We start from the raw sequence: 18,813 nt of genomic DNA, 5'->3' as shown, positions 1-18,813 counted from the left end.
GCAGGTCGGGCAGCGTGTAGACGGGCATGGGTGATCCCCTCCGGAACCTTATTGCAATAAGCTTGCCCGCCGCGCGAACGACCGCGAACGCAGCCTGATCGCCGCGCTGGACGCACGGCTGAACGGCACCGAGGAGGCGGGCAAGGCGGCCCTGCTGCGGCACATCGCCGACCACCCGCGGGACGCGCTGGTGGTGAGCGCGGCCGTACCCACCATCTCGTTCAACGGCGTCACCGGCGCCGAGGAGGCCTGGGCCCTGATCGAGGGCCTGTCCGGCACGTACGGCGCCGACTGGTGGTACCTGGGACAGCTCGCCTTCGTCCGGCAGGAACAGGAACGCTGGCAGGAGGCCGAGGCGCTGGCCGCGCAGGCGCTCACCGCGCGGCCCTCGGCCGGCCACGCCGTCCACGCCCGCAGCCATGTCTTCTACGAGACCGGCGAACACCGTGCGGGACTGGCCTGGCTGGACGACTGGATCCGCCGGTACGGGGCCGACTCCGGCCATTGCGCCCACTTCTCCTGGCACGCCGCGCTGCACGAGCTGATGCTCGACGACCGGCGCGCCGTGCGCCGCCGCTTCCACCGGGAGCTGGGCGCCCGCGAGGTGAGCGGGGGCCGGGTGCTGGTCGACTCGGTCTCGATGCTGTGGCGGGCCCGGGTGACGGGCGGCTGGGGCGGCGAACCACCGCTCACCGGACTGCTGGAGGCGGCTCCCGCGCACTGGCTGGACGCCCCGCCGACGTCCTTCGCCGCCCTGCACGGCGCGCTCGCCCTCGCCACGGCCGGCGACCTCGACGGTCTGGAACGGTTGCGCGCCCATGCCGTGACGCACCACCAGGAGGCCTTCCCGCTGGTGATCGCGCCGCTCTGCGAGGCCCTGGCCGCGGTGCTCCGGGAGAGCTGGCAGGAGGCGGCGCTGCGGCTGTGGCCGCTGCTGCCCGAGCTGGGCCGGGTGGGCGGCAGCAGGGCGCAGCTCGGGGTCGTCGAGGAGACCCTGCTGCACGCCCTGATCGAGGGCGGCGAGCACGACCGGGCCGCGGACCTGCTCGCGGCCCGGCTGGACCGCCGGCCGGCGCCGCTGGACCGCCGGCGGCTGACCGCGGTGAACGGCCTGCGCGCGGCACGGGTGTGAGACACGGCTGAAAGCCCCGGCCGCACCGCCGGCCGAAAGGGCGGTTCCTTCCCGGGAACCGCCCTTTTTCGCTGCCCTTTTCCCCCTCCAGCGGAATGCGACGCTTCATTGACTCTTGTACGACCGCTTCTTGAGGGGATTCCTACATGGTGACGACGGGCGGTTCCCCGGCGAATGGAGAAGTACATGGGCGCGCTGCTCGGTGCCGTCATGAGATCTCTGTGGAAGAACTTCAGCGATGGCCTGATGTGGATGGGGCGGGCGTGGAGCGGAATGGGCCCTCCGCACGAATGGTACGAGTGGGGGGAATTCCGTTTCCCACCGTCCGACCAGCCCTGCCTCCCGCCGTTGACGGAAGAGGAGCTGACCGAATGGGCGGCACTCGTCAAGAACCTGCGATAGGCGCAGAAGCACACCCCGAGGAGGCGGTCGAATGCACAGCAATCTGATAGTGGCCAGAATGGATGCCCGTTCGAGTGCGGAGGTGGCCCGGCTCTTCGGCGCCTTCGACGAGACCGAGATGCCGCACCGCATGGGGACGCGGCGACGTCAGCTCTTCATGTACAAGGGCCTGTACTTCCATCTCCAGGACTTCGACGACGACAACGGCGGGGAGCTGATCGAGGAGGCGAAGGCCGATCCGCGCTTCGTCCGGATCAGCGACGACCTCAAGCCGTTCATCGAGGCCTACGACCCGGCCACCTGGCGGTCCCCCGCGGACGCGATGGCGCGGCGCTTCTACACCTGGGAGTCGGCGTGACCGCCCGGCGGGTGGCCGTCACCGGGGTCGGGGTGGTGGCCCCGGGCGGCATCGGGACCAAGAACTTCTGGGGGCTGCTCAGCGAGGGCCGGACGGCGACCAGGGGAATCACCTTCTTCGATCCCGCGCCGTTCCGGTCCCGGGTGGCGGCCGAGATCGACTTCGATCCGGAGGAGCACGGGCTCGGCCCGCAGCAGATCCGGCGCACCGACCGGGCCGCGCAGTTCGCCCTCGTGGGCACCCGCGAGGCGACGGCGGACAGCGGGCTGGACCTGAGCGGCTTCGCACCGCACCGGGTCGGGGTCGCGGTCGGCAGCGCGGTCGGCGCCACCACCGGACTCGACGAGGAGTACCGGGTGGTCAGCGACGGCGGCCGGCTCGACGTCGTCGACCACGAGTACGCCGTACCGCACCTCTACAACTACTTCGTCCCCAGCTCCTTCGCCGCCGAGGTCGCCTGGGCGGTCGGCGCCGAGGGGCCCTCGACGGTGGTCTCCACCGGCTGTACCTCCGGCATCGACTCGGTCGGCTACGCGGCCGAGTTGATCCGCGACGGTTCGGCCGACGTGATGATCACCGGTGCCACGGACGCGCCGATCTCGCCGATCTCCGTGGCGTGCTTCGACGCGATCAAGGCGACCACCTCGCGCAACGACGACCCCGAGCACGCCTCCCGGCCCTTCGACCTCACCCGCAACGGCTTCGTGCTGGGCGAGGGCGCCGCGATGTTCGTCCTGGAGGAGCTGGAGTCCGCCCGCCGGCGCGGTGCCCACATCTACGCCGAGATCGCCGGGTACGCCAGCCGGTGCAACGCCTTCCACATGACCGGACTGCGTCCCGACGGCCTCGAGATGGCGCAGGCCATCCGCGCGGCGCTGGACGAGGCGCGGCTCGGCCCGGAGGCCGTGGACTACATCAACGCGCACGGCTCCGGCACCAAGCAGAACGACCGGCACGAGACCAGCGCCTTCAAGCGCAGCCTCGGCGACCACGCCCGCCGTACCCCCGTGAGCTCGATCAAGTCGATGGTCGGCCACTCGCTCGGCGCGATCGGCTCGATAGAGATCGCCGCCTCAATCCTGGCCATGGAGAACAACGTGGTGCCCCCGACAGCCAATCTGCACAAGCCCGACCCCGAATGCGACCTCGACTACGTGCCGCTGACCGCGCGCGACTGGCGCACCGACACCGTGCTGACGGTCGGCAGCGGTTTCGGCGGCTTCCAGAGCGCGATGGTGCTCGCCCGGCCGGACAGGAAGACGGCGGCATGAGCGCCCAGGTCGTGGTCACCGGCATCGGCATCGTGTCCCCCAACGGGTTCGGCGTGGACGACTACTGGGACGCCACCCGGGCCTCCAGGAGCGGCATCGGCCGCATCGAGCGCTTCGACCCGGAGCGCTATCCGTCGAAGCTGGCCGGGCAGGTCGACGGGTTCGCCGTCGAGGAGCACCTGCCCAGCCGGCTCATCCCGCAGACCGACCGCATGACCCAGCTCGCGCTCGTGGGCGCCGAGCACGCCCTGGCCGACGCCGGGGTGAGCACGGCGGAGGCGGACGAGTACGGCATGGGCGTGATGACCGCCAGCACCTCCGGCGGTTTCGAGTTCGGCCAGGGCCAGCTCCAGAACCTGTGGAGCAAGGGCAGCCAGTACGTCAGCGCCTACCAGTCCTTCGCCTGGTTCTACGCGGTCAACACCGGCCAGATCTCCATCCGGCACGGCATGAAGGGCCCGAGCGGCGTGGTCGTCAGCGACCAGGCGGGCGGCCTCGACGCCCTCGCGCACGCGCGCCGCCTGGTCCGCAAGGGCAGCGATCTGATCCTGTCCGGCGGTGTCGACGCGGCCGTCTGCCCCTGGGGGTGGGTGGCTCAGCTCACCACCGGGGAGCTCAGCCACGAGGAGGACCCCGACCGGGCGTACCTGCCCTTCGACGCCGACGCGGCCGGCTACGTGCCCGGCGAGGGCGGGGCCCTGCTGATCCTGGAGGACGCCGAGGCCGCGCGCCGGCGCGGTGTGCGCCAGGTGTACGGCGAGATCACCGGGTACGGCTCGACGTTCGACCCGGCCGCGGACAGCGGGCGGGAGCCGGCGCTGCGCAAGGCGATCGAGATCGCGCTGGACGACGCGGGAGTGCCGCCGGGCGAGATCGACGTCGTCTTCGCCGACGCGGCCGGTGTCCCCGAGCGCGACCGGATCGAGGCGGCGGCCGTCACCGAGGTCTTCGGGCCCCGCGCGGTCCCCGTCACGGCGCCCAAGACGATGACGGGCAGGCTCGGTTCGGGGGCCGGCCCGCTGGACGTCGCCACCGCCCTGCTGGCCATGCGCGACGGGGTGATCCCCCCGACGGCCAACGTCACCCTCTCCCCCGACTACGACCTCGATCTGGTCACCGCGCCCCGGCACACCCCCGTGACCACGGCGCTCGTCCTGGCGCGGGGCCACGGCGGCTTCAACTCCGCCGTCGTCCTGCGCTCCGTCGACTGGAACTGAACGCAACAGCACAGAAAGGAGACCAGGGTGAGGCCCTCCGGCTCGGCCACCGCTCATCTCCCCGTACAGAAGCGACGCATCCTCGGACTGTTCCGCCCCTACTGGAGGAGCCTGCTGTCCGTCGCGCTCCTGGTCGTGGTCTCATCCCTGGTCTCCCTCGTCAACCCGTTCCTGATCCGGGAGATCATGGACGTGGCGCTGCCGCAGGGCAGGACGGGGCTGCTGTCCCTGCTCGCCCTCGCCATGATCGTCGTCTCGGTCGCCACCAGCACGTTCAACGTCTGGCAGACCTATGTCTCGGCCAAGGTCGGCCAGCTCGTCATGCACGATCTGCGCACCGCCGTCTACGCCCATCTGCAGCGCATGTCGCTGGCCTTCTTCACCCGGACCCGCAGCGGCGAGGTGCAGTCGCGCATCGCCAACGACATCGGCGGGATGCAGGTCACCGTCACCACCACCGCCACGGCGCTGGTGTCGGACCTGACGATCGTCGTCGCCACGGTCATCGCGATGGCCACGCTCGACTGGCGGCTGACCATCGCCTCGATGGTCATCCTCCCGGCGTTCGTCTGGGTCAGCCGCCACGTCGGGGACGAGCGCCGGGTCATCAGCCGCGACCGGCAGCGGCAACTGGCCGTGCTCTCCTCGACCGTGCACGAGTCGCTGTCGGTCAGCGGGATCATGCTCGGCCACACCATGGGCCGCTCCCGCTCGCTGACCGACACCTTCGCCGAGCAGTCCCGCAAGCTCACCGAGATCGAGGTCCGCGCGAGCACGGCGGGCCTGTGGTACCAGTCCACGATCTGGGTCGTCATGGCCTCCATGCCCGCGGTGATCTACTGGGTGGCCGGCCTGACCGGGTCCGGCGGCCACATGTCCATATCCCTGGGCGCCCTGGTCGCCTTCACCACCCTCCAGCAGGCCCTGTTCCGGCCGGCGCAGCGGCTGCTGAGCATCGGGCTGGACATCCAGAGCTCCCTGGAGCTGTTCGGCCGCATCTTCGAGTACCTCGACCTGCCCGTCGACGTCGCCGAGCCGGAGTCCCCCGTCGAGCCGGCCGGGCTGCGCGGCGAGGTGTGCCTGCGCGGGGTCGGCTTCTGCTACGCCGGGGCGGAGCGGCCGACGCTGCAGGACGTCGACGTGACCGTGCCCGCGGGGCGCAGCCTCGCGATCGTGGGCGAGACCGGCTCGGGCAAGACCACCCTCAGCTATCTGATCCCGCGGCTGTACGACGCCACGTCCGGGTCCGTCACCATCGACGGCGTCGACGTCCGCGACCTGTCCTTCGCCACGCTCACCGCCGCGGTCGGCGTCGTCTCCCAGGAGACGTACCTCTTCCACGCCTCGGTCGCCGACAACCTGCGGTTCGCCAAGCCGGACGCGACGGACGACGAACTGGTCGCCGCGGCGCGGATCGCGCGCATCCACGACTATCTGACGTCCCTGCCCGACGGCTACGACACGGTGGTCGGCGAGCGCGGCTACCGGTTCTCCGGCGGGGAGAAGCAGCGGCTCGCGATCGCCCGCGCCATCCTGCGCGACCCGCCCGTCCTGGTGCTCGACGAGGCCACCAGCGCCCTGGACACCCAGACCGAGCAGGCCGTCCAGAAGGCCATCGACGCGGCCAGCGCGGGCCGTACCACCATCACGGTCGCCCACCGGCTGTCCACCATCCGCGAGGCCGACGAGATCCTCGTGCTGGAGCGGGGCAGGATCGCCGAGCGCGGCACCCACGAGGAGCTGCTCGCCCTCGGCGGCCACTACGCGCTGCTCGTCCTGCGGGACGGTGAGATGGCGGCGGCGGCCGGCCCCGTGGCCTGAAACCGACGGCCCCGCAGGTGGGCGGGGTGACGGCGGCGCGCTGGAGCCGGACTCGAGGGCGCCGAGAGCGGGCGTGCCTAGCGTCTGGCAGATGGAACGAAGATATGACGACAAGTCAGACATTCCCGCGCCGGACGCCGGCCCCTCCGACGTCGCGTCCCTGAAGCGCCGCACGCTGCTGCGCGGCGGCACCGTCGCCGGGCTGGGTGCCCTGGTGGCCGGGACCCCCTTCTTCACCCGGACACGGGCCGAGGCCGCCCCGGCACCGGGCGGTCCCGAGCCGTCGGCGCCCGAGCTGAAGCTGACCAAGTTCAAGGACCCGCTGCGGATACCGCCGGTGCTGCGGCCCCACGAGCACGGCGGCCACGACGAGCTGACCGTGCGGATGCGCACCGCCGACGTCACCGTGCACTCGGAGCTGCCGCCGGTGACGATGTGGACCTACGAGGGCAGCTACCCGGGCCCGACGATCGAGACGACCCGCGGCCGTCCGCTCCGGGTGGTCTGGGAGAACCGGCTGTCGGGGAACGTACCGGTCACCGCCGTCGACTTCGGCCAGGCCAAGGGCCCGATGGCCGACCCGCTCTCCAACTACCCCGGCACGGACGGCTGCCGGGAGGTCGCCGGCGTGGCGGATCTCGGGCCGTGGGCCGCGGTGCACCTGCACGGCATGCTGGCCGGCGGCGGCAACGACGGCTGGATGGAGAACCTGATCGCGCCCGGCGAGGTGCAGCTGTCCGCGTACCCGAACGACCAGGCCGCGACGACCCTCTGGTACCACGACCACACCCACCACGTGAGCCGCTTCAGCGTGTTCGCCGGGCTCGCCGGCCTGTTCGTCGCGCGCAGCCCCGAGGAGCGGGAGCTGAACCTGCCCAGGGGCGAGCAGGACGTGCCGCTGGTCCTCAGCGACCGCAACTTCGGCCTGGACGCGCAGGGCGCCCTCACCGGCCGGCTGGTCCACAAGGTGGAGATGGTCGGCGCACAGCGGCTCATGCGCCCGCACGCGGCCCCCTACACCCTCGTCAACGGGGTGGTCTGGCCGTACCTCGAGGTCGAGCCGCGCTGGTACCGGTTCCGGATCGTCAACACCGCCAACTCCCGGCTCTACCGGCTGATGCTGCTGGCGGACGGCCGGCCCGTCCCCGGCGCGCTCCAGGTCATCGGCACCGACCAGGGCCTGATCGGCGAGCCGGCCGCGCCCGACGGCGCGCTCAACCTCTCCCCCGGCGAACGCGCCGAGGTGCTCGTCGACTTCGGCGCGTTCCCCGGACAGGCCCTGAAGCTGGTCAACACGCTGGACGGGGTCGTGCCCGGCACCTCCAGCAAGCGCAACGACCTGCTGGAGCCGGACGTGATGCAGTTCCGCGTCGCCGACCGGCGCCCGAACACCAGGTTCAAGCTGCCCTCGGCCCTCTCGCCCACGTTCCGCCGGGTCACCCGCGACGACCTGCCGAAGGACGCCGTCCGGCGCTGGGTGCTGATCGTCGGCCCCGGCTCGACGAACATGCCCGAGATGTGGGAGATGGAGGAGGTCGACGCGGCCGGGATCACCTTCCCCGCCGCCGGGGTGGTCCAGGTTCAGGACGCCGACGGCACCCTCACCACCCTGCGCCGCAAGGCCATGGACTACGACGACGGCGGCGCGTTCACCGCCACGCACGGTGGCACGGAGGTCTGGAAGTACCTCAACCTCGGCGGCAGCCCGCACCCCATGCACATCCACCTGGCCCACTTCCAGGTGCTGTCCCGCGAGACGTACGACGTCACCGGGTTCGACCGGGCCACCCGCGGCTCGGCCAGGCCGATGACGTTCAAGGCCACGTCCGCGCTCGAGGCCCACGAGACGGGCGAGAAGGACGTCATCCGGGTCGGGACGGCGGGCCAGATCACGACCGGCCCGAACGGCACACCGGGTGAACTGGTCACCGTGGCCGTGCGGTTCCCCGTCGTCGGCAGGGGCGTCCACCACTGCCACATGCTGGAGCACGAGCAGAACATGACACGCCCGCTCGTGGTGACACCCGCCGGCCACATGGGGGGCATGACCATGACCGGCATGGACATGGGCGGCATGGACATGGGCGGTACGAGCCATCACTGACCGGACGCACAGTGCCCGCGCCGGGGCCGGCGCGGGCGCTGCGGACGGGGTGTTCAGGGGTTCAGCACCCAGGCGGAGTGGTGCGCGGTGAAGCCGATGTGCGGGTAGTACTCCGTCGCGGCCGGCGCCGACAGCAGGACGATCTTCGCCTGCGGCGCCTCCTTGCGGGTCGCGTCGATGAGCTCCCTGCCGATGCCGGAGCGCTGGTGGGCGCGGACGACGGCGATGTCGGACAGGTAGGTCACGTAGGAGAAGTCCGAGACGCTGCGCGCGATGCCGACCAGCTCGCCGTCGACGCGGCAGGTGACGACCAGGTTGGCGCCCCGCACCATCTCCGCCATGCGCGCGGTGTCCTCGACCGGCCGGCGCTCGCCGAGACCCGACTCCCGGTAGACCCGCAGCACCTCCCCGAGGTCCAGATCGGCGCCGTTCTCCCGCTCAATGGTCCAGCTCACGAAGGTTCTCCAGTCGCTTGTGAATGACGTCATGGTGCACCAGGAAGCGTTCGGGTCCCAGCAGACCGGCCTCGACCCCCTCGGTCCTGAGCAGGGTCAGGAAGTCCTCCCCGTTCGCGGCGTCCTGGATCATCCGGTACGTCCGCTCGCGCTCGCTGCCGCTCTCCAGGAGGTCGGCGAGCACCGCCGAGCTGTAGGCCAGCCCGCCCGTGTGGTCGATGGCCTCACGCATCCGGCCGGGGAACACCTGGAGCCCGCGCACCAGGTCGGCCGCCGCGGTCACCTGGTAGTGCGCGACGGTGAACGCGTCCGGCAGGACGACCCGTTCGACGGACGAGTGGGACAGGTCCCGCTCGTGCCACAGCGCCACGTTCTCCAGCATCATCCCGGCGTACCCGCGCAGCAGCCTGGCCAGCCCGGACAGGCGCTCGCTGGTCGTCGGGTTGCGCTTGTGCGGCATGGCGCTCGACCCCTGGTAGGCGACCGTCCGCGGCTCCTCCACCTCGCGGACCTCGCTGCGCGACAGCAGCCGGACCTCGACGGCGATCTGCTCGACGCAGGCGCCGAGCGTCGCGATCGCCTGCACGAGCTGGGCGTGCCGGTCACGGGCCACCACCTGACTCGGCGCCGGCTCCACGCCGAGGCCGAGCTGCGCGCACACGTGCTCCTCGACGAAGGGGTCGATCAGCGCGTACGTCCCGACGGAGCCGGAGATCGTGCCCACCGCGACCTGTTCCCGGGCCTGCTTCAGCCGCCGGACCGAGCGGTCGACGGCGAAGGCGAACCCGGCGAGCTTGTGGCCGAACGTCGTGGGCTCGGCGTGCATGCCGTGGGTGCGCCCGATGCACGCCGTGTCCCAGTGCTCCAGCGCCTTGTCCACCAACGCCCCGCGCAGCTGCACCGTGGCACCGGTCAGCAGGTCGCAGGCGCGGGCGAGCGTGTGCCCGAGGGCGGTGTCCACCAGGTCGTAGCTCGTCATGCCGAGGTGCACCCAGCGGGCGGAGTCGTCCGGGATGTCCTCGCAGAACGCGGCGAGGAAGGAGAGGATCTCGTGGTCCCGCTCACGCTCGAGCTCGGCGACGTGCGCCGCCGACGGCACCCGGGCCCGCCGGATGTCCTCCAGGGCGCCCTGGGGAACCCGGCCGAGCAGCGCCTGCGCCTCGGAGGCCAGGACCTCCACCTCGGCCCAGGTGGTGTAGCGGGCCTGGTCGGTCCAGAGTTCCGCCATCTCCGGCCGTGCATAACGGGATATCACGAACGTCGAACCTCCTCGGGAATGACCGCCGGCCCACGGGACGCGAAGGCACGGCGCACCGGAATTCAGGCGGCCTTGCGGACGATCTCCACGGAACCGGCGTCCAGCAGGGTGCGGACGGCGTCCTCGCCGCCGGCGACGTCCAGGTCCATGTCGTGCAGACGGGCGATGACGTTGCGGATGACCTTTTCCGTCTGCGTGTCCTCGGTGCCCTCCCAGACCAGGTCGGGGAAGACGGTGAGGAATACCTTGTCGTTGCCCTGCGAGAAGATGTTGACTTCCATGATGTCCCGGAGAGCCATACGGGCGTTGTAGATCAGGGTGTTCATATGGGCCACCGACTTTCGATATCCGCTGGCTGCGACTTTCTCGCCACAGCTCCTGTCTCATGGTGGCCAGCCACCCGGCGGACGTCATCTTCCACGTTGCCGTTCAACCTGTTCAACTGCGCGAAATCCGCAATCGAACGGGCCGCCAATTGAGGGTGATTGACAGAAAAAGGCAATGCCCTCGATGGTGTTCGTAAATGTGTCAGGCCGCGCCTCACTAAAGCATCCGGAGTGCCATGAAAATCCTGTTCATCACCACGGGAAGCCAGGCCACCTACTACGCGACCGCACCGCTGGCGACGGCCGCGCGGAACGCGGGGCACCAGGTCATCCTGGCCGCGCACGAGCCGTGGGTGGAAACCGCGGAGGCCATCGGACTCCCCACGTTCTGCTACACCGTCGACCCGATCCGGCACTTCATGCGGATCACCAACCCGGGCCGGGGCCTGCGCTTCCCGCGCGAGCTGGGCGACGACGAGATGATCGGCCAGGGCCGCGGCTTCGCCCGGATGGGCCTGGCCGGCGTCGAGTCCCTGCTGGAGCTGGCCAAGGACTGGACCCCCGACGTGGTCGTCGGCAGCTCGCAGAGCTACGCGGCGATGCTGCTCGCCGCCCACCTCAAGGTCCCGTACGTGCGTCACGTCGAGTACCTGGGCATCCCGGTCACCGGCATCGACCCGGGCGCCGAGCTGGAGCTGCAGCCGGAGCTGGAGCGCCTGGGCCTGGACGGGCTGCTCAAGCCCGACCTGTTCATCGACTCGACCCCGCCGTCGCTGCGGCCGGCCCACGACCCCGCCGCGCAGCCGATGCGCTGGATCCCGAGCAACCCGCAGCGTCGCCTCGAGCGCTGGATGTACACCCGCCCCGAAGGCCGGCGCCGCGTGGTCATCACGTCCGGGTTCCGCAGCCTGATGTTCCGCGACCCGGGCTGGTCCATGCCGCTGCTGGTGAACGAGCTGAACGAGGCCGGGGCCGAGGTGCTGATCGCGGCCTCCCCGGGCGCCGCCGAGCGGTTCGGCGCGGAGCTGGGCGACGCGCGCGTCGGCTGGATCCCGATGGACGTCGCCGCCGCCACCTGTGACCTGGCGGTGCACCACGGCGGCGCGACCACCGCCACGACCTTCATGGCCAACGGCGTGCCGCAGCTGATCATCCCCGAGAACCCGCCGGAGTTCCCGCCGAACTACCACCGGGAGGCCATCGCCAAGGTCATCAGCGACTTCGGTGCCGCCAAGACGCTGTGGCCGAAGGCGGAGCAGCCCGACAAGGAGCCGGGCGAGGTCATCGCCGCCGCCTGCCGCGAGCTGCTGCAGACCCCGAGCTACACCGAGCGTACGCAGTTCCTCGCCAAGGAGATCTCCACCCTGCCCACGCCGGGCGAGATCGTGCCGAAGCTCGAGGCGCTGGCCTGACGGCAGGTCCGGCCTTCGAAGGGAACCGGCGCTCCCCCGCAGCGCCGGTTCCCTTCGGCGTCGCACCCGCCACGCGAGTCGCCCTGAGGCCCGCGGAGAAACTCTCCGCGGGCCTCAGGGCGATTCGCGTTGTGCCGGCCGGCCGGGGACACCGGCCGGCCCGTGGGCGGTCAGCGGGCGGCGACGGCCTCCAGCTCGCGCAGCACCTCGGCGGGGGTGGGCAGCGTCGCGGTCTCCGTGGCGATGGCCCGGGTCCGCTCGGCGTACCGGGGGTCGGACAGGATCTCCCGGCAGCCCGCGGTGATCAGTTCGTCGGGGCTGCGGCCGTCCCGCGGCCGGTGCTTGTCGACCATCAGGGCTGCGCCGGCGTCGCGGACGGCCTCCGCGACGGCCTTGCCGTAGCCGTTGTCGGGGACGATCAGCTGGGGCACGCCGGAGTTGACCAGTGTCATGGCGGTCGTCGCGCCGCCGTGGTGGACCGCCAGGTCGCAGGTGGGAGCGACCACGTCCAGCGGGATCCAGCCGATGCGGACGTCGCCGAGTTCCGCGCCGAACCGCTCGGCGGCCTCGGGCAGCGCGGCGATCAGCACCTCGGCCCCGGCCCCGGTCAGCTCGTCCACCAGCGTCCGCAGCGAGCTGCCGGCGGTGTCGAGCATCAGGTTGCGGGTGCCGGCGGTGATCAGCACCCGCCGGCGCCCCTCGGGGCGGGTGTACATCCACGGCTCGACCCGGCGCTGGCTCACCCGGGGCACCCAGCGCATCGACCGCGCGGCGGGGGCGCCGGGCGGGCGCAGGGACGGCGGGCACAGGTCGATGAAGAGGTCGGGCTCCGGCAGCTCGCCCACGCCCAGGCGCTCCAGCTCCGGCCGCAGCTCCTCGACGGCCTTGCGGTCGCGGCGCGCCATCGGGGCGATGTGCCAGATGTGCCGGACGTAGGGGACCTTGAGCCGGGCGGCGAGCACCCTCGGCACGTGGGACAGACCGCCGACGACGATGTCGGGGGACCACACCCGCGTCAGCTCCAGCAGGGCGTCGAGGCGGACGGCGGCCGTCATGGACTCCTGGCCGTAGCGCATGCGCTCGGGGGTGATGCAGACCGCGGGCAGTCCGACGGACGCGGCGGCGGCCATCAGCGGTTCGTCGGCGGCGACGAGGATCTCGTGGCCGGCGTTCCGCGCGGCGGCGGCGAGCGGCGCGACGCCGAAGACGGCCGCCTGGCTGCCGCCGACGGTGAAGAGGAATTTCACGGTGGTTGAACTCCTTTCGGTGAGGGGGACGGCGGGGACGCTCAGCCGGCTTCGGCCATCTCCATGATGTATTTGCCGTAGGCCGAATTCGCGATGCGGCTGCCCAGCCGGTAACAGGTCTCCCGGTCGATGTAGCCCATGCGCCAGGCGATCTCCTCGAGACAGGCGATGCGCACGCCCTGGCGGTGTTCCAGGACCTGCACGTAGTCGCCGGCCTCCATCAGGGCGTCATGGGTTCCGGTGTCCAGCCAGACGAACCCGCGGCCGAGCGGGATCAGGGTGGCCTCGCCGCGCTCCAGATAGACGCGGTTGAGATCGGTGATCTCCAGCTCTCCGCGCTCCGACGGCTTCAGTTCCCGCGCGAAGTCCACGACCTTGTTGTCGTAGAGGTAGAGCCCGGTGATCGCCATGTTCGTCTGCGGCTTGGCGGGCTTCTCCTCCAGCGCGACGAGCCGGCCCCGGGCGTCGAGCGTGCCGACGCCGTAGCGCTCGGGGTCGCGCACCGGGTAGCCGAAGAGGACGCAGCCCTCGATGTCCTGCGCCGCCCGCTGCACCATGGGGCCGAACTCGTAGCCGTGGAAGATGTTGTCACCCAGCATCAGGGCGACGGAGTCGTCCCCGATGTGGTCCGCGGAGACGAGGAACGCGTCGGCGAGGCCCCGGGGCTTGTCCTGCTCCGCGTAGGTCAGGGATATACCGAGCCACGAGCCGTCACCGAGCAGCCGGCGGAACATCTCCCGGTCATTGGGGGTGGTGATGATCTCGATCTCGGTGATCCCCGCCAGCATCAGGGCCGACAAGGGGTAGTAAATCATCGGCTTGTCGTAGACCGGGAGCATTTGCTTCGAGACACCGAGCGTGATCGGATGAAGTCTCGTACCATTGCCGCCGGCCAGGATGATGCCCTTCACCGTGGCGCCTCCTCAGTGGATTCGTGCCCAATGGGCGGATGCCCGCACTTTATAGCGGGAGAACGCGCGACCGAAAGCCGCCTTTACCTTCACAAGAGCCGTGTAAATCCACGGGTATTGACGAACAAAGCACTGCCCGCCCAAGCTGGCAGCATCCCGGTTCAGGCATGCGAATTCCTCTTGTCGTTTAGGTGGACCTGTGAATATCGAAGAACTGACATCTGTTCAGGAACCCGAGCGGAGGGCCGGTCTCGGCATCATCGGGTGCGCCGACATCGCCGTACGGCGCGCCCTCCCGGCGATCCGGGAGTCGCCGTTCCGTCTGGCGGCGGTGGCGAGCCGGTCCCGGGAGAAGGCCGAGGGCGTCGCGGGACCGTACGGCTGCCGGGCCGTCGAGGGGTACGACCGGCTTCTGGAGCTGCCCGGCGTCGACGCGGTCTACATCCCGCTGCCGAACAGCGAGCACGCCGAGTGGGCGCGCCGGGCGCTGAGCGCGGGCAAGCACGTCCTGATCGAGAAGCCGGCCGTGCCCAGCGAGGAGACCGCCCGGTCCCTCGTCGCGCTCGCCGAGGAGCGCGGCCTGGTCATCATGGAGAACTTCGCGTTCCTCCGGCACCCCCAGCACGAGCAGGCGCGGTCCCTGCTGGCCGACGGTGCCATTGGCGAACTGCGCGCCTACAACGGGTCCTTCGGCATCCCGCCGACCGATCCGAACGGGATCAAGTACCAGGCGGAGCTGGGCGGCGGGGCGCTGTGGGAGGTCGGCTGCTATCCGGTGCGCGCGGCCCAGGAGTACCTCGGTCCCTCGGCGCAGGTGCTGGGTGCCTCCCTGGAGTTCGATCCGAAGCTGGGCGTGGACGTGTCCGGGGTGGCGCTGCTGCGGGGCGAGGACGGCGTCACCGCGAACTGTTCCTTCGGCCTGTCCCACAGCTACCGGTCGACGTACGACCTCTGGGGCAGCGAGGGGCGGCTGACCCTGGAGTGGGCGTTCACCCCCTCACGGGACGCCCGGCCGGTGCTGCGGCTGGAGCAACGGGACCGCGAGACCAGGATCGTCGCCCCGGCGGCGGACCAGTTCCTCGGCGTGTTCCGCACGTTCCACGACGCCGTCCGCGACCCGGCGGCACGCACGGTGCACCACCGGGAGCTGGTACGGCAGGCCACCCTGATGTCCCGGATCCGCGCGCACGCCCTGTAGAACGCGCGAAGAACGGCAGCCGGCGTCGGTGGACGCCGGCTGCCGTTCTTCGCGTGGCCGCCGAAAGGCGCGTCGGCGGCCGTTACTTGACGCAGCCGTTCAGCAGGGCGGGAAGGGCACGCGGCAGACACTGCTCATAGGTGGGCAGCAGGCCGGCCGCGGCCGCCTCGGCCAGGGTGGGGGCCACGGCGTCCTTGTCCGAGCGGATCGGGGGTTCCTTCAGGTTCCACGGCAGGGCCAGCTCCGGATCGAGGGCATCGACGTCGATCATGGTGCCCGGCACGTACTCCTGCCCGCAGAGGTAGCTCATGCACGTGTCGTCGGTGAGCGCGAGGAACGCGTGACCGACCCCGTCGGGCAGGTACACGGCCGTCCCCGTCTCCGGGCTCTGGTGGGTGACGTCGTACTGGCCGAACGTCGGCGAACCCACCCGGAGGTCGACGGCGATGTCGAGCGCGGCCCCCCGGACACAGGTGACGAACTTCGTCTGTCCGGGCGGGACCTTGGTGCCGTGAATTCCACGCAGGGTGTTGCGCTTGGACACCGAATAATTGACCTGCCGGACGGTGAACTCCCAGCCGCTCTCGGCCAGCAGTGCGCTCGCCTTCACCGATTCGAAGAAATATCCCCGGCGGTCGCTCAGCGGCTCGGGTTCGACGCGATAGGCGCCGGGGACCGTCATTTCCGAGATCAGCACCGAATTCTCCTCACCGGCTCAGCCGGCGGAGGCCGGAGCGGCCCCGGCCGCCTCGGCGATCCGCCGGCGCATGGCCTCGGAGTCGTTGGCGTGCGGGAACGGCTCGTCGGGGACCTCGACGCCGAGGAAGGCGCACAGCGGCTCCCAGCCCTGCTTCACGTCGTAGACGAGGACCTTGTCCGCACCGAGGGCGCGCACCACCTCCTCGTTGTGCCGGTGGTAGGCGGCGACGGCGTGCTCCCGGTCGTCGAAGCGGCCCTCGAAGAGGCCGTCCCAGACCATCGCGCTGACCACGCGGAACAGCCGGTCCTGCCGGGAGCCGGGCTCCGGCGGGTGCTCCTTGCTGCGCAGCGCGAACTGGTACAGCGTGTCGTAGGTGCTGCGGTACCAGCGCTCGGCGTCGCGCACCGTCAGGATCACCTTGGCCTCGGGGAACGCCTTGCTGATCTGCTCGTAGTAGACCGCGCAGGGGCCGTCGACCGCGGAGGTGTAGCCGTCGAACACCGCGGCCCAGTCGGGCTGTCCGCCCTCGCAGACGATCTCCTCCCACTGCGCGAGGCGCCGGTCGTCGCCGACGATGTCGAACATGTGAAAGCAGGGGCCGAGACCGAGCCGGTCCAGGGCCACCTGCAGTGACGTGGTGCCGGTCCTGCCCAGGCCGGCGTTGATGAGCTTCAACACGGTGGGGCGTCCTCCTCGTCAGCGCCAGGCCGCGGGTTCCTGGTCGGTGGCCACGTTCACGCGGTTCCAGAAGTTGACCAGGCCGATGTGCATGACCAGCGCGCCGAGCTGCTCGTCGGTGTAGTACTGGGAGGACTCCTCCCAGACCTCGTCCGACGCCATGTCCTGCGGGTCGGTCATCAGGGTGACGGCCTCGGCCATGGCCAGCGCGGACCGCTCGGCGTCGGTGAAGCAGGTCTCGGTCTGCCAGCCGGTCACCCGCAGCAGGCGCTCGTCGGTCTTCCCCTTCGCCTCCTCGTCGAAGGTGTACACACGACCGTTGATCTCGCTGACGCGCAGCCGGACGAGGTCGAGCGTGGTCTGCGGCACGCCGACCTTGCCGATGACCTCGGTCAGGTCGAGCAGGGGCTGCAGGGCGCCGGGAACGACCAGGGAAGGGTTGTCCATCCGTGGAGTCATCGGGTCTTCTCCTGTGCGATTAAGAGCGTCTGAATTACCTCGGAAACATGCTGCTCCGCACGCGGACCAATCGGCAAGAAATCTTGTTCAACTGCGGATTGCGCGCAGATGCAACACCCGCAATCCGTAAGTTGCATTGAATTCGGGCGATGACTTGTAGTGGTCTCGTGTCAGACTCCACCACAACGAAGACTAGGCAGCCGGTACGCCGCGGCATTCATGAGACGCGGCAATTTTTTCTCGAAGGTCATTCCACGGTCGCCGAGCAGGTGCTCGGCGTGCTCACCGCCATCCGTGAGACGGACCCGGGGATCGGCGCGTACGTCGAGGTCGCGCACGCCCGTGCGCTGCGGGAGGCCGAGGCGGCCGACCGCCTCCTCGCCACCGCCGGCGAGGCCGCCTTCCGCGGCCGGCCGCTGCTCGGCGTCACGGTGTCGGTGAAGGACCTCATCCAGACCGAGGGCCTGCCCACCCGCCGGGGGTCGCTGCTGGCGAACCGCCGTGCCGCCGCCGACGCTCCCGCCGTGGCCCGGCTGCGGGCGGCGGGCGCGATCGTCGTGGGGAAGACGACCACGTCGGAGTACGGCTGGAGCGCCTCCACCGTCAGCCGGGTGTCCGCGCCCACCCGTAACCCCTGGGCGCCGGACCGGACCGCCGGCGGCTCCAGCGGGGGTTCGGCGGCCGCCGTGGCGGCGGGCCTGTGCACCGTCTCGCTCGGCACCGACGGAGCGGGCTCGGTCCGCATCCCGGCGGCGTTCTGCGGCGTGGTCGGGTTCAAGCCCTCCTACGGGCGGATCCCCTATGTGCCGCCCTGCGCCGAGCGGTTGTCCCATGTCGGACCGCTGGCGCGCAGTGTCGCCGACGTCGCCGAGCTGATGCCGGTGCTGGCCGGCCCCGACCACCGCGATCCCGACTCGGGCACCGCGCCCGCCCTGCCCACGGCACCGCTCGTCCCGCTGCGCATCGGCTGGATCGAGTTCCCGGGCACGGCGGACCCGGTCCGCGACGTCACCGAGGGCGTCCTGCCCGTGCTGACCGCGCTGGGGCACCGCGTCGACCGCATCGAGGTCCCCTTCCCCGACCCGTACGGCGCCCTGGTGGACATCCTGGCCGCAGCCGACGCGCACGGCACCGCGCCGGAGGACGACTCGCGCTGCGACCGGGGCCGGCTCGCGGTCGTGCGGTACGGACGCTCGCTGAGCGCTGCCGCGGTGGCCCGCGCCGAGGAGACCCGGCTCGCCCTGCGCGCGCGGCTCGCCACGGTGATGGAGTCCTACGACCTGCTGGCCATGGCGACCGTGCCGATCGAACCCTTCGCCGCCGACGCGATCGCCCCGCCGTGGGCCGCCGACCCGGCGGACCTGCGCTGGCTGTCGTGGTCCCCGGCCGCCCATCCCTTCAACCTCACCGGTCAGCCCGCCCTGTCGCTGCCCGTCGGCCTCACACCGGCCGGGCTCCCGGTCGGGCTGCAACTCGTGGGCGCCGTCGGCGCCGACGACCTCGTGCTCTCGGCCGCCGGACTCCTCGAGACGGCGCTCGGCCTCACCCTCATTCCCCCCGGCAGCACAACGGAAGGAACATGATCATGGTGCTCAGGTCGCGTTCCCTGCACGGCGACACGCTCGGCGACACCCTCGGCGAGCCCGTGGGCCGGGACGGCCACGGCGAGCTCGCGCTCTCCGTCGCGGGACTCCTCGAGACGACGCTCGGCCTCGACCTCATCCCCCCGCAGCGGCCCCCGGCCGCCGACGGGTTCCCGGGCCCCGCCGGCCCCGACGACCTGGTGCTGTCGGCCGCCGGGCTGCTCGGCACGGTGCTCGGCCTCAGCCTGACTCCCCCGGCAGCACAGCGAAAGGAAGTCTGA

Annotated in this window: 19 protein-coding genes; 11 read left to right on the top strand and 8 right to left on the bottom strand. The window is 71.2% G+C overall.

Annotated elements, in window-relative coordinates; genetic code table 11:
- The first annotated feature begins 193 nt into the window (after window positions 1–193).
- From AB0N17_RS40475 to AB0N17_RS40445, 7 genes are all read left to right on the top strand, one after another.
- Window positions 194–1,132 carry a hypothetical protein gene (locus AB0N17_RS40475; protein ID WP_366016679.1) on the top strand — a complete coding sequence of 313 codons (939 nt, stop codon included), beginning with the start codon at window positions 194–196 and terminating at the stop codon, window positions 1,130–1,132.
- Between the two features lie 186 nt (window positions 1,133–1,318).
- Window positions 1,319–1,534 (top strand): hypothetical protein, encoded by a 216-nt coding sequence (locus tag AB0N17_RS40470; RefSeq protein ID WP_366016678.1) that lies wholly within the window; start codon window positions 1,319–1,321, stop codon window positions 1,532–1,534.
- Window positions 1,535–1,565: 31 nt separating this feature from the next.
- Complete coding sequence (locus tag AB0N17_RS40465; RefSeq protein WP_366016677.1) at window positions 1,566–1,892, top strand: TcmI family type II polyketide cyclase; 327 nt, start codon at window positions 1,566–1,568, stop codon at window positions 1,890–1,892.
- Window positions 1,889–3,163, top strand: coding sequence for a beta-ketoacyl-[acyl-carrier-protein] synthase family protein (locus tag AB0N17_RS40460; protein WP_366016676.1), 1,275 nt, complete (start codon window positions 1,889–1,891; stop codon window positions 3,161–3,163). The genes AB0N17_RS40465 and AB0N17_RS40460 overlap by 4 nt, the downstream gene beginning before the upstream one ends.
- Entirely contained in the window at window positions 3,160–4,380 is a 1,221-nt protein-coding gene (locus AB0N17_RS40455; protein WP_366016675.1) for a ketosynthase chain-length factor, read from the top strand. The genes AB0N17_RS40460 and AB0N17_RS40455 overlap by 4 nt, the downstream gene beginning before the upstream one ends.
- Window positions 4,381–4,407: 27 nt before the next feature.
- The gene (locus tag AB0N17_RS40450) at window positions 4,408–6,201 is read left to right on the top strand and encodes an ABC transporter ATP-binding protein (RefSeq protein WP_366016674.1); all 1,794 of its coding nucleotides are present in this window, start codon (window positions 4,408–4,410) and stop codon (window positions 6,199–6,201) included.
- Window positions 6,202–6,292: 91 nt separating this feature from the next.
- Window positions 6,293–8,305, top strand: coding sequence for a multicopper oxidase domain-containing protein (locus tag AB0N17_RS40445; RefSeq protein WP_366016673.1), 2,013 nt, complete (start codon window positions 6,293–6,295; stop codon window positions 8,303–8,305).
- Window positions 8,306–8,358: 53 nt separating this feature from the next.
- Here the strand turns inward: AB0N17_RS40445 and AB0N17_RS40440 are convergent, their stop codons facing one another.
- The 3 genes from AB0N17_RS40440 to AB0N17_RS40430 form a co-directional block, all read right to left on the bottom strand.
- Window positions 8,359–8,760: a GNAT family N-acetyltransferase gene (locus tag AB0N17_RS40440; RefSeq protein WP_366016672.1), complete on the bottom strand. Its 402-nt coding sequence runs from the start codon at window positions 8,758–8,760 to the stop codon at window positions 8,359–8,361.
- A complete protein-coding gene (gene purB, locus AB0N17_RS40435; RefSeq protein ID WP_366016671.1) occupies window positions 8,744–10,015 on the bottom strand; it encodes an adenylosuccinate lyase in 1,272 nt (423 codons plus the stop codon). Before purB ends, AB0N17_RS40440 begins: the two co-directional genes overlap by 17 nt.
- Window positions 10,016–10,080: 65 nt before the next feature.
- Window positions 10,081–10,344 (bottom strand): hypothetical protein, encoded by a 264-nt coding sequence (locus AB0N17_RS40430; protein ID WP_366016670.1) that lies wholly within the window; start codon window positions 10,342–10,344, stop codon window positions 10,081–10,083.
- A gap of 236 nt (window positions 10,345–10,580) precedes the next feature.
- On the opposite strand from AB0N17_RS40430, the gene AB0N17_RS40425 reads away from it, so the two are divergent.
- Window positions 10,581–11,756, top strand: a complete 1,176-nt coding sequence (locus AB0N17_RS40425; protein WP_366016669.1) for a nucleotide disphospho-sugar-binding domain-containing protein — start codon at window positions 10,581–10,583, stop codon at window positions 11,754–11,756.
- Window positions 11,757–11,926: 170 nt separating this feature from the next.
- On the opposite strand, the gene AB0N17_RS40420 is transcribed toward AB0N17_RS40425, so the two are convergent.
- The gene (locus AB0N17_RS40420; RefSeq protein WP_366016668.1) at window positions 11,927–13,003 is read right to left on the bottom strand and encodes a nucleotide disphospho-sugar-binding domain-containing protein; all 1,077 of its coding nucleotides are present in this window, start codon (window positions 13,001–13,003) and stop codon (window positions 11,927–11,929) included.
- A gap of 41 nt (window positions 13,004–13,044) precedes the next feature.
- The gene (rfbA, locus tag AB0N17_RS40415) at window positions 13,045–13,914 is read right to left on the bottom strand and encodes a glucose-1-phosphate thymidylyltransferase RfbA (RefSeq protein ID WP_366016667.1); all 870 of its coding nucleotides are present in this window, start codon (window positions 13,912–13,914) and stop codon (window positions 13,045–13,047) included.
- 199 nt (window positions 13,915–14,113) lie between these two features.
- On the opposite strand from rfbA, the gene AB0N17_RS40410 reads away from it, so the two are divergent.
- Complete coding sequence (locus AB0N17_RS40410) at window positions 14,114–15,112, top strand: Gfo/Idh/MocA family oxidoreductase (RefSeq protein ID WP_366016666.1); 999 nt, start codon at window positions 14,114–14,116, stop codon at window positions 15,110–15,112.
- 82 nt (window positions 15,113–15,194) lie between these two features.
- On the opposite strand, the gene rfbC is transcribed toward AB0N17_RS40410, so the two are convergent.
- The 3 genes from rfbC to AB0N17_RS40395 are packed head-to-tail and all read right to left on the bottom strand — an operon-like array spanning window position 15,195 to window position 16,949.
- Window positions 15,195–15,809 carry a dTDP-4-dehydrorhamnose 3,5-epimerase gene (gene rfbC, locus AB0N17_RS40405; RefSeq protein ID WP_366016665.1) on the bottom strand — a complete coding sequence of 205 codons (615 nt, stop codon included), beginning with the start codon at window positions 15,807–15,809 and terminating at the stop codon, window positions 15,195–15,197.
- An 18-nt stretch (window positions 15,810–15,827) separates the two neighbouring features.
- The gene (locus AB0N17_RS40400; protein WP_366016664.1) at window positions 15,828–16,490 is read right to left on the bottom strand and encodes a sulfotransferase family protein; all 663 of its coding nucleotides are present in this window, start codon (window positions 16,488–16,490) and stop codon (window positions 15,828–15,830) included.
- Between the two features lie 18 nt (window positions 16,491–16,508).
- Window positions 16,509–16,949 (bottom strand): carboxymuconolactone decarboxylase family protein, encoded by a 441-nt coding sequence (locus AB0N17_RS40395; protein ID WP_366016663.1) that lies wholly within the window; start codon window positions 16,947–16,949, stop codon window positions 16,509–16,511.
- 278 nt (window positions 16,950–17,227) lie between these two features.
- Between AB0N17_RS40395 and AB0N17_RS40390 the strand changes: the two genes are divergently transcribed.
- Together AB0N17_RS40390 and AB0N17_RS40385 are read left to right on the top strand one after the other, a co-directional pair.
- Window positions 17,228–18,532 (top strand): amidase family protein, encoded by a 1,305-nt coding sequence (locus AB0N17_RS40390; RefSeq protein WP_366016662.1) that lies wholly within the window; start codon window positions 17,228–17,230, stop codon window positions 18,530–18,532.
- 2 nt (window positions 18,533–18,534) lie between these two features.
- Window positions 18,535–18,813, top strand: a complete 279-nt coding sequence (locus tag AB0N17_RS40385) for a hypothetical protein (protein ID WP_366016661.1) — start codon at window positions 18,535–18,537, stop codon at window positions 18,811–18,813.

Origin of the sequence: Streptomyces sp. NPDC051133 (genome assembly GCF_040682635.1) — a bacterium.
In the GTDB taxonomy this organism is placed as follows: domain Bacteria; phylum Actinomycetota; class Actinomycetes; order Streptomycetales; family Streptomycetaceae; genus Streptomyces.
This window is presented reverse-complemented; position numbering and strand designations above follow the sequence as displayed.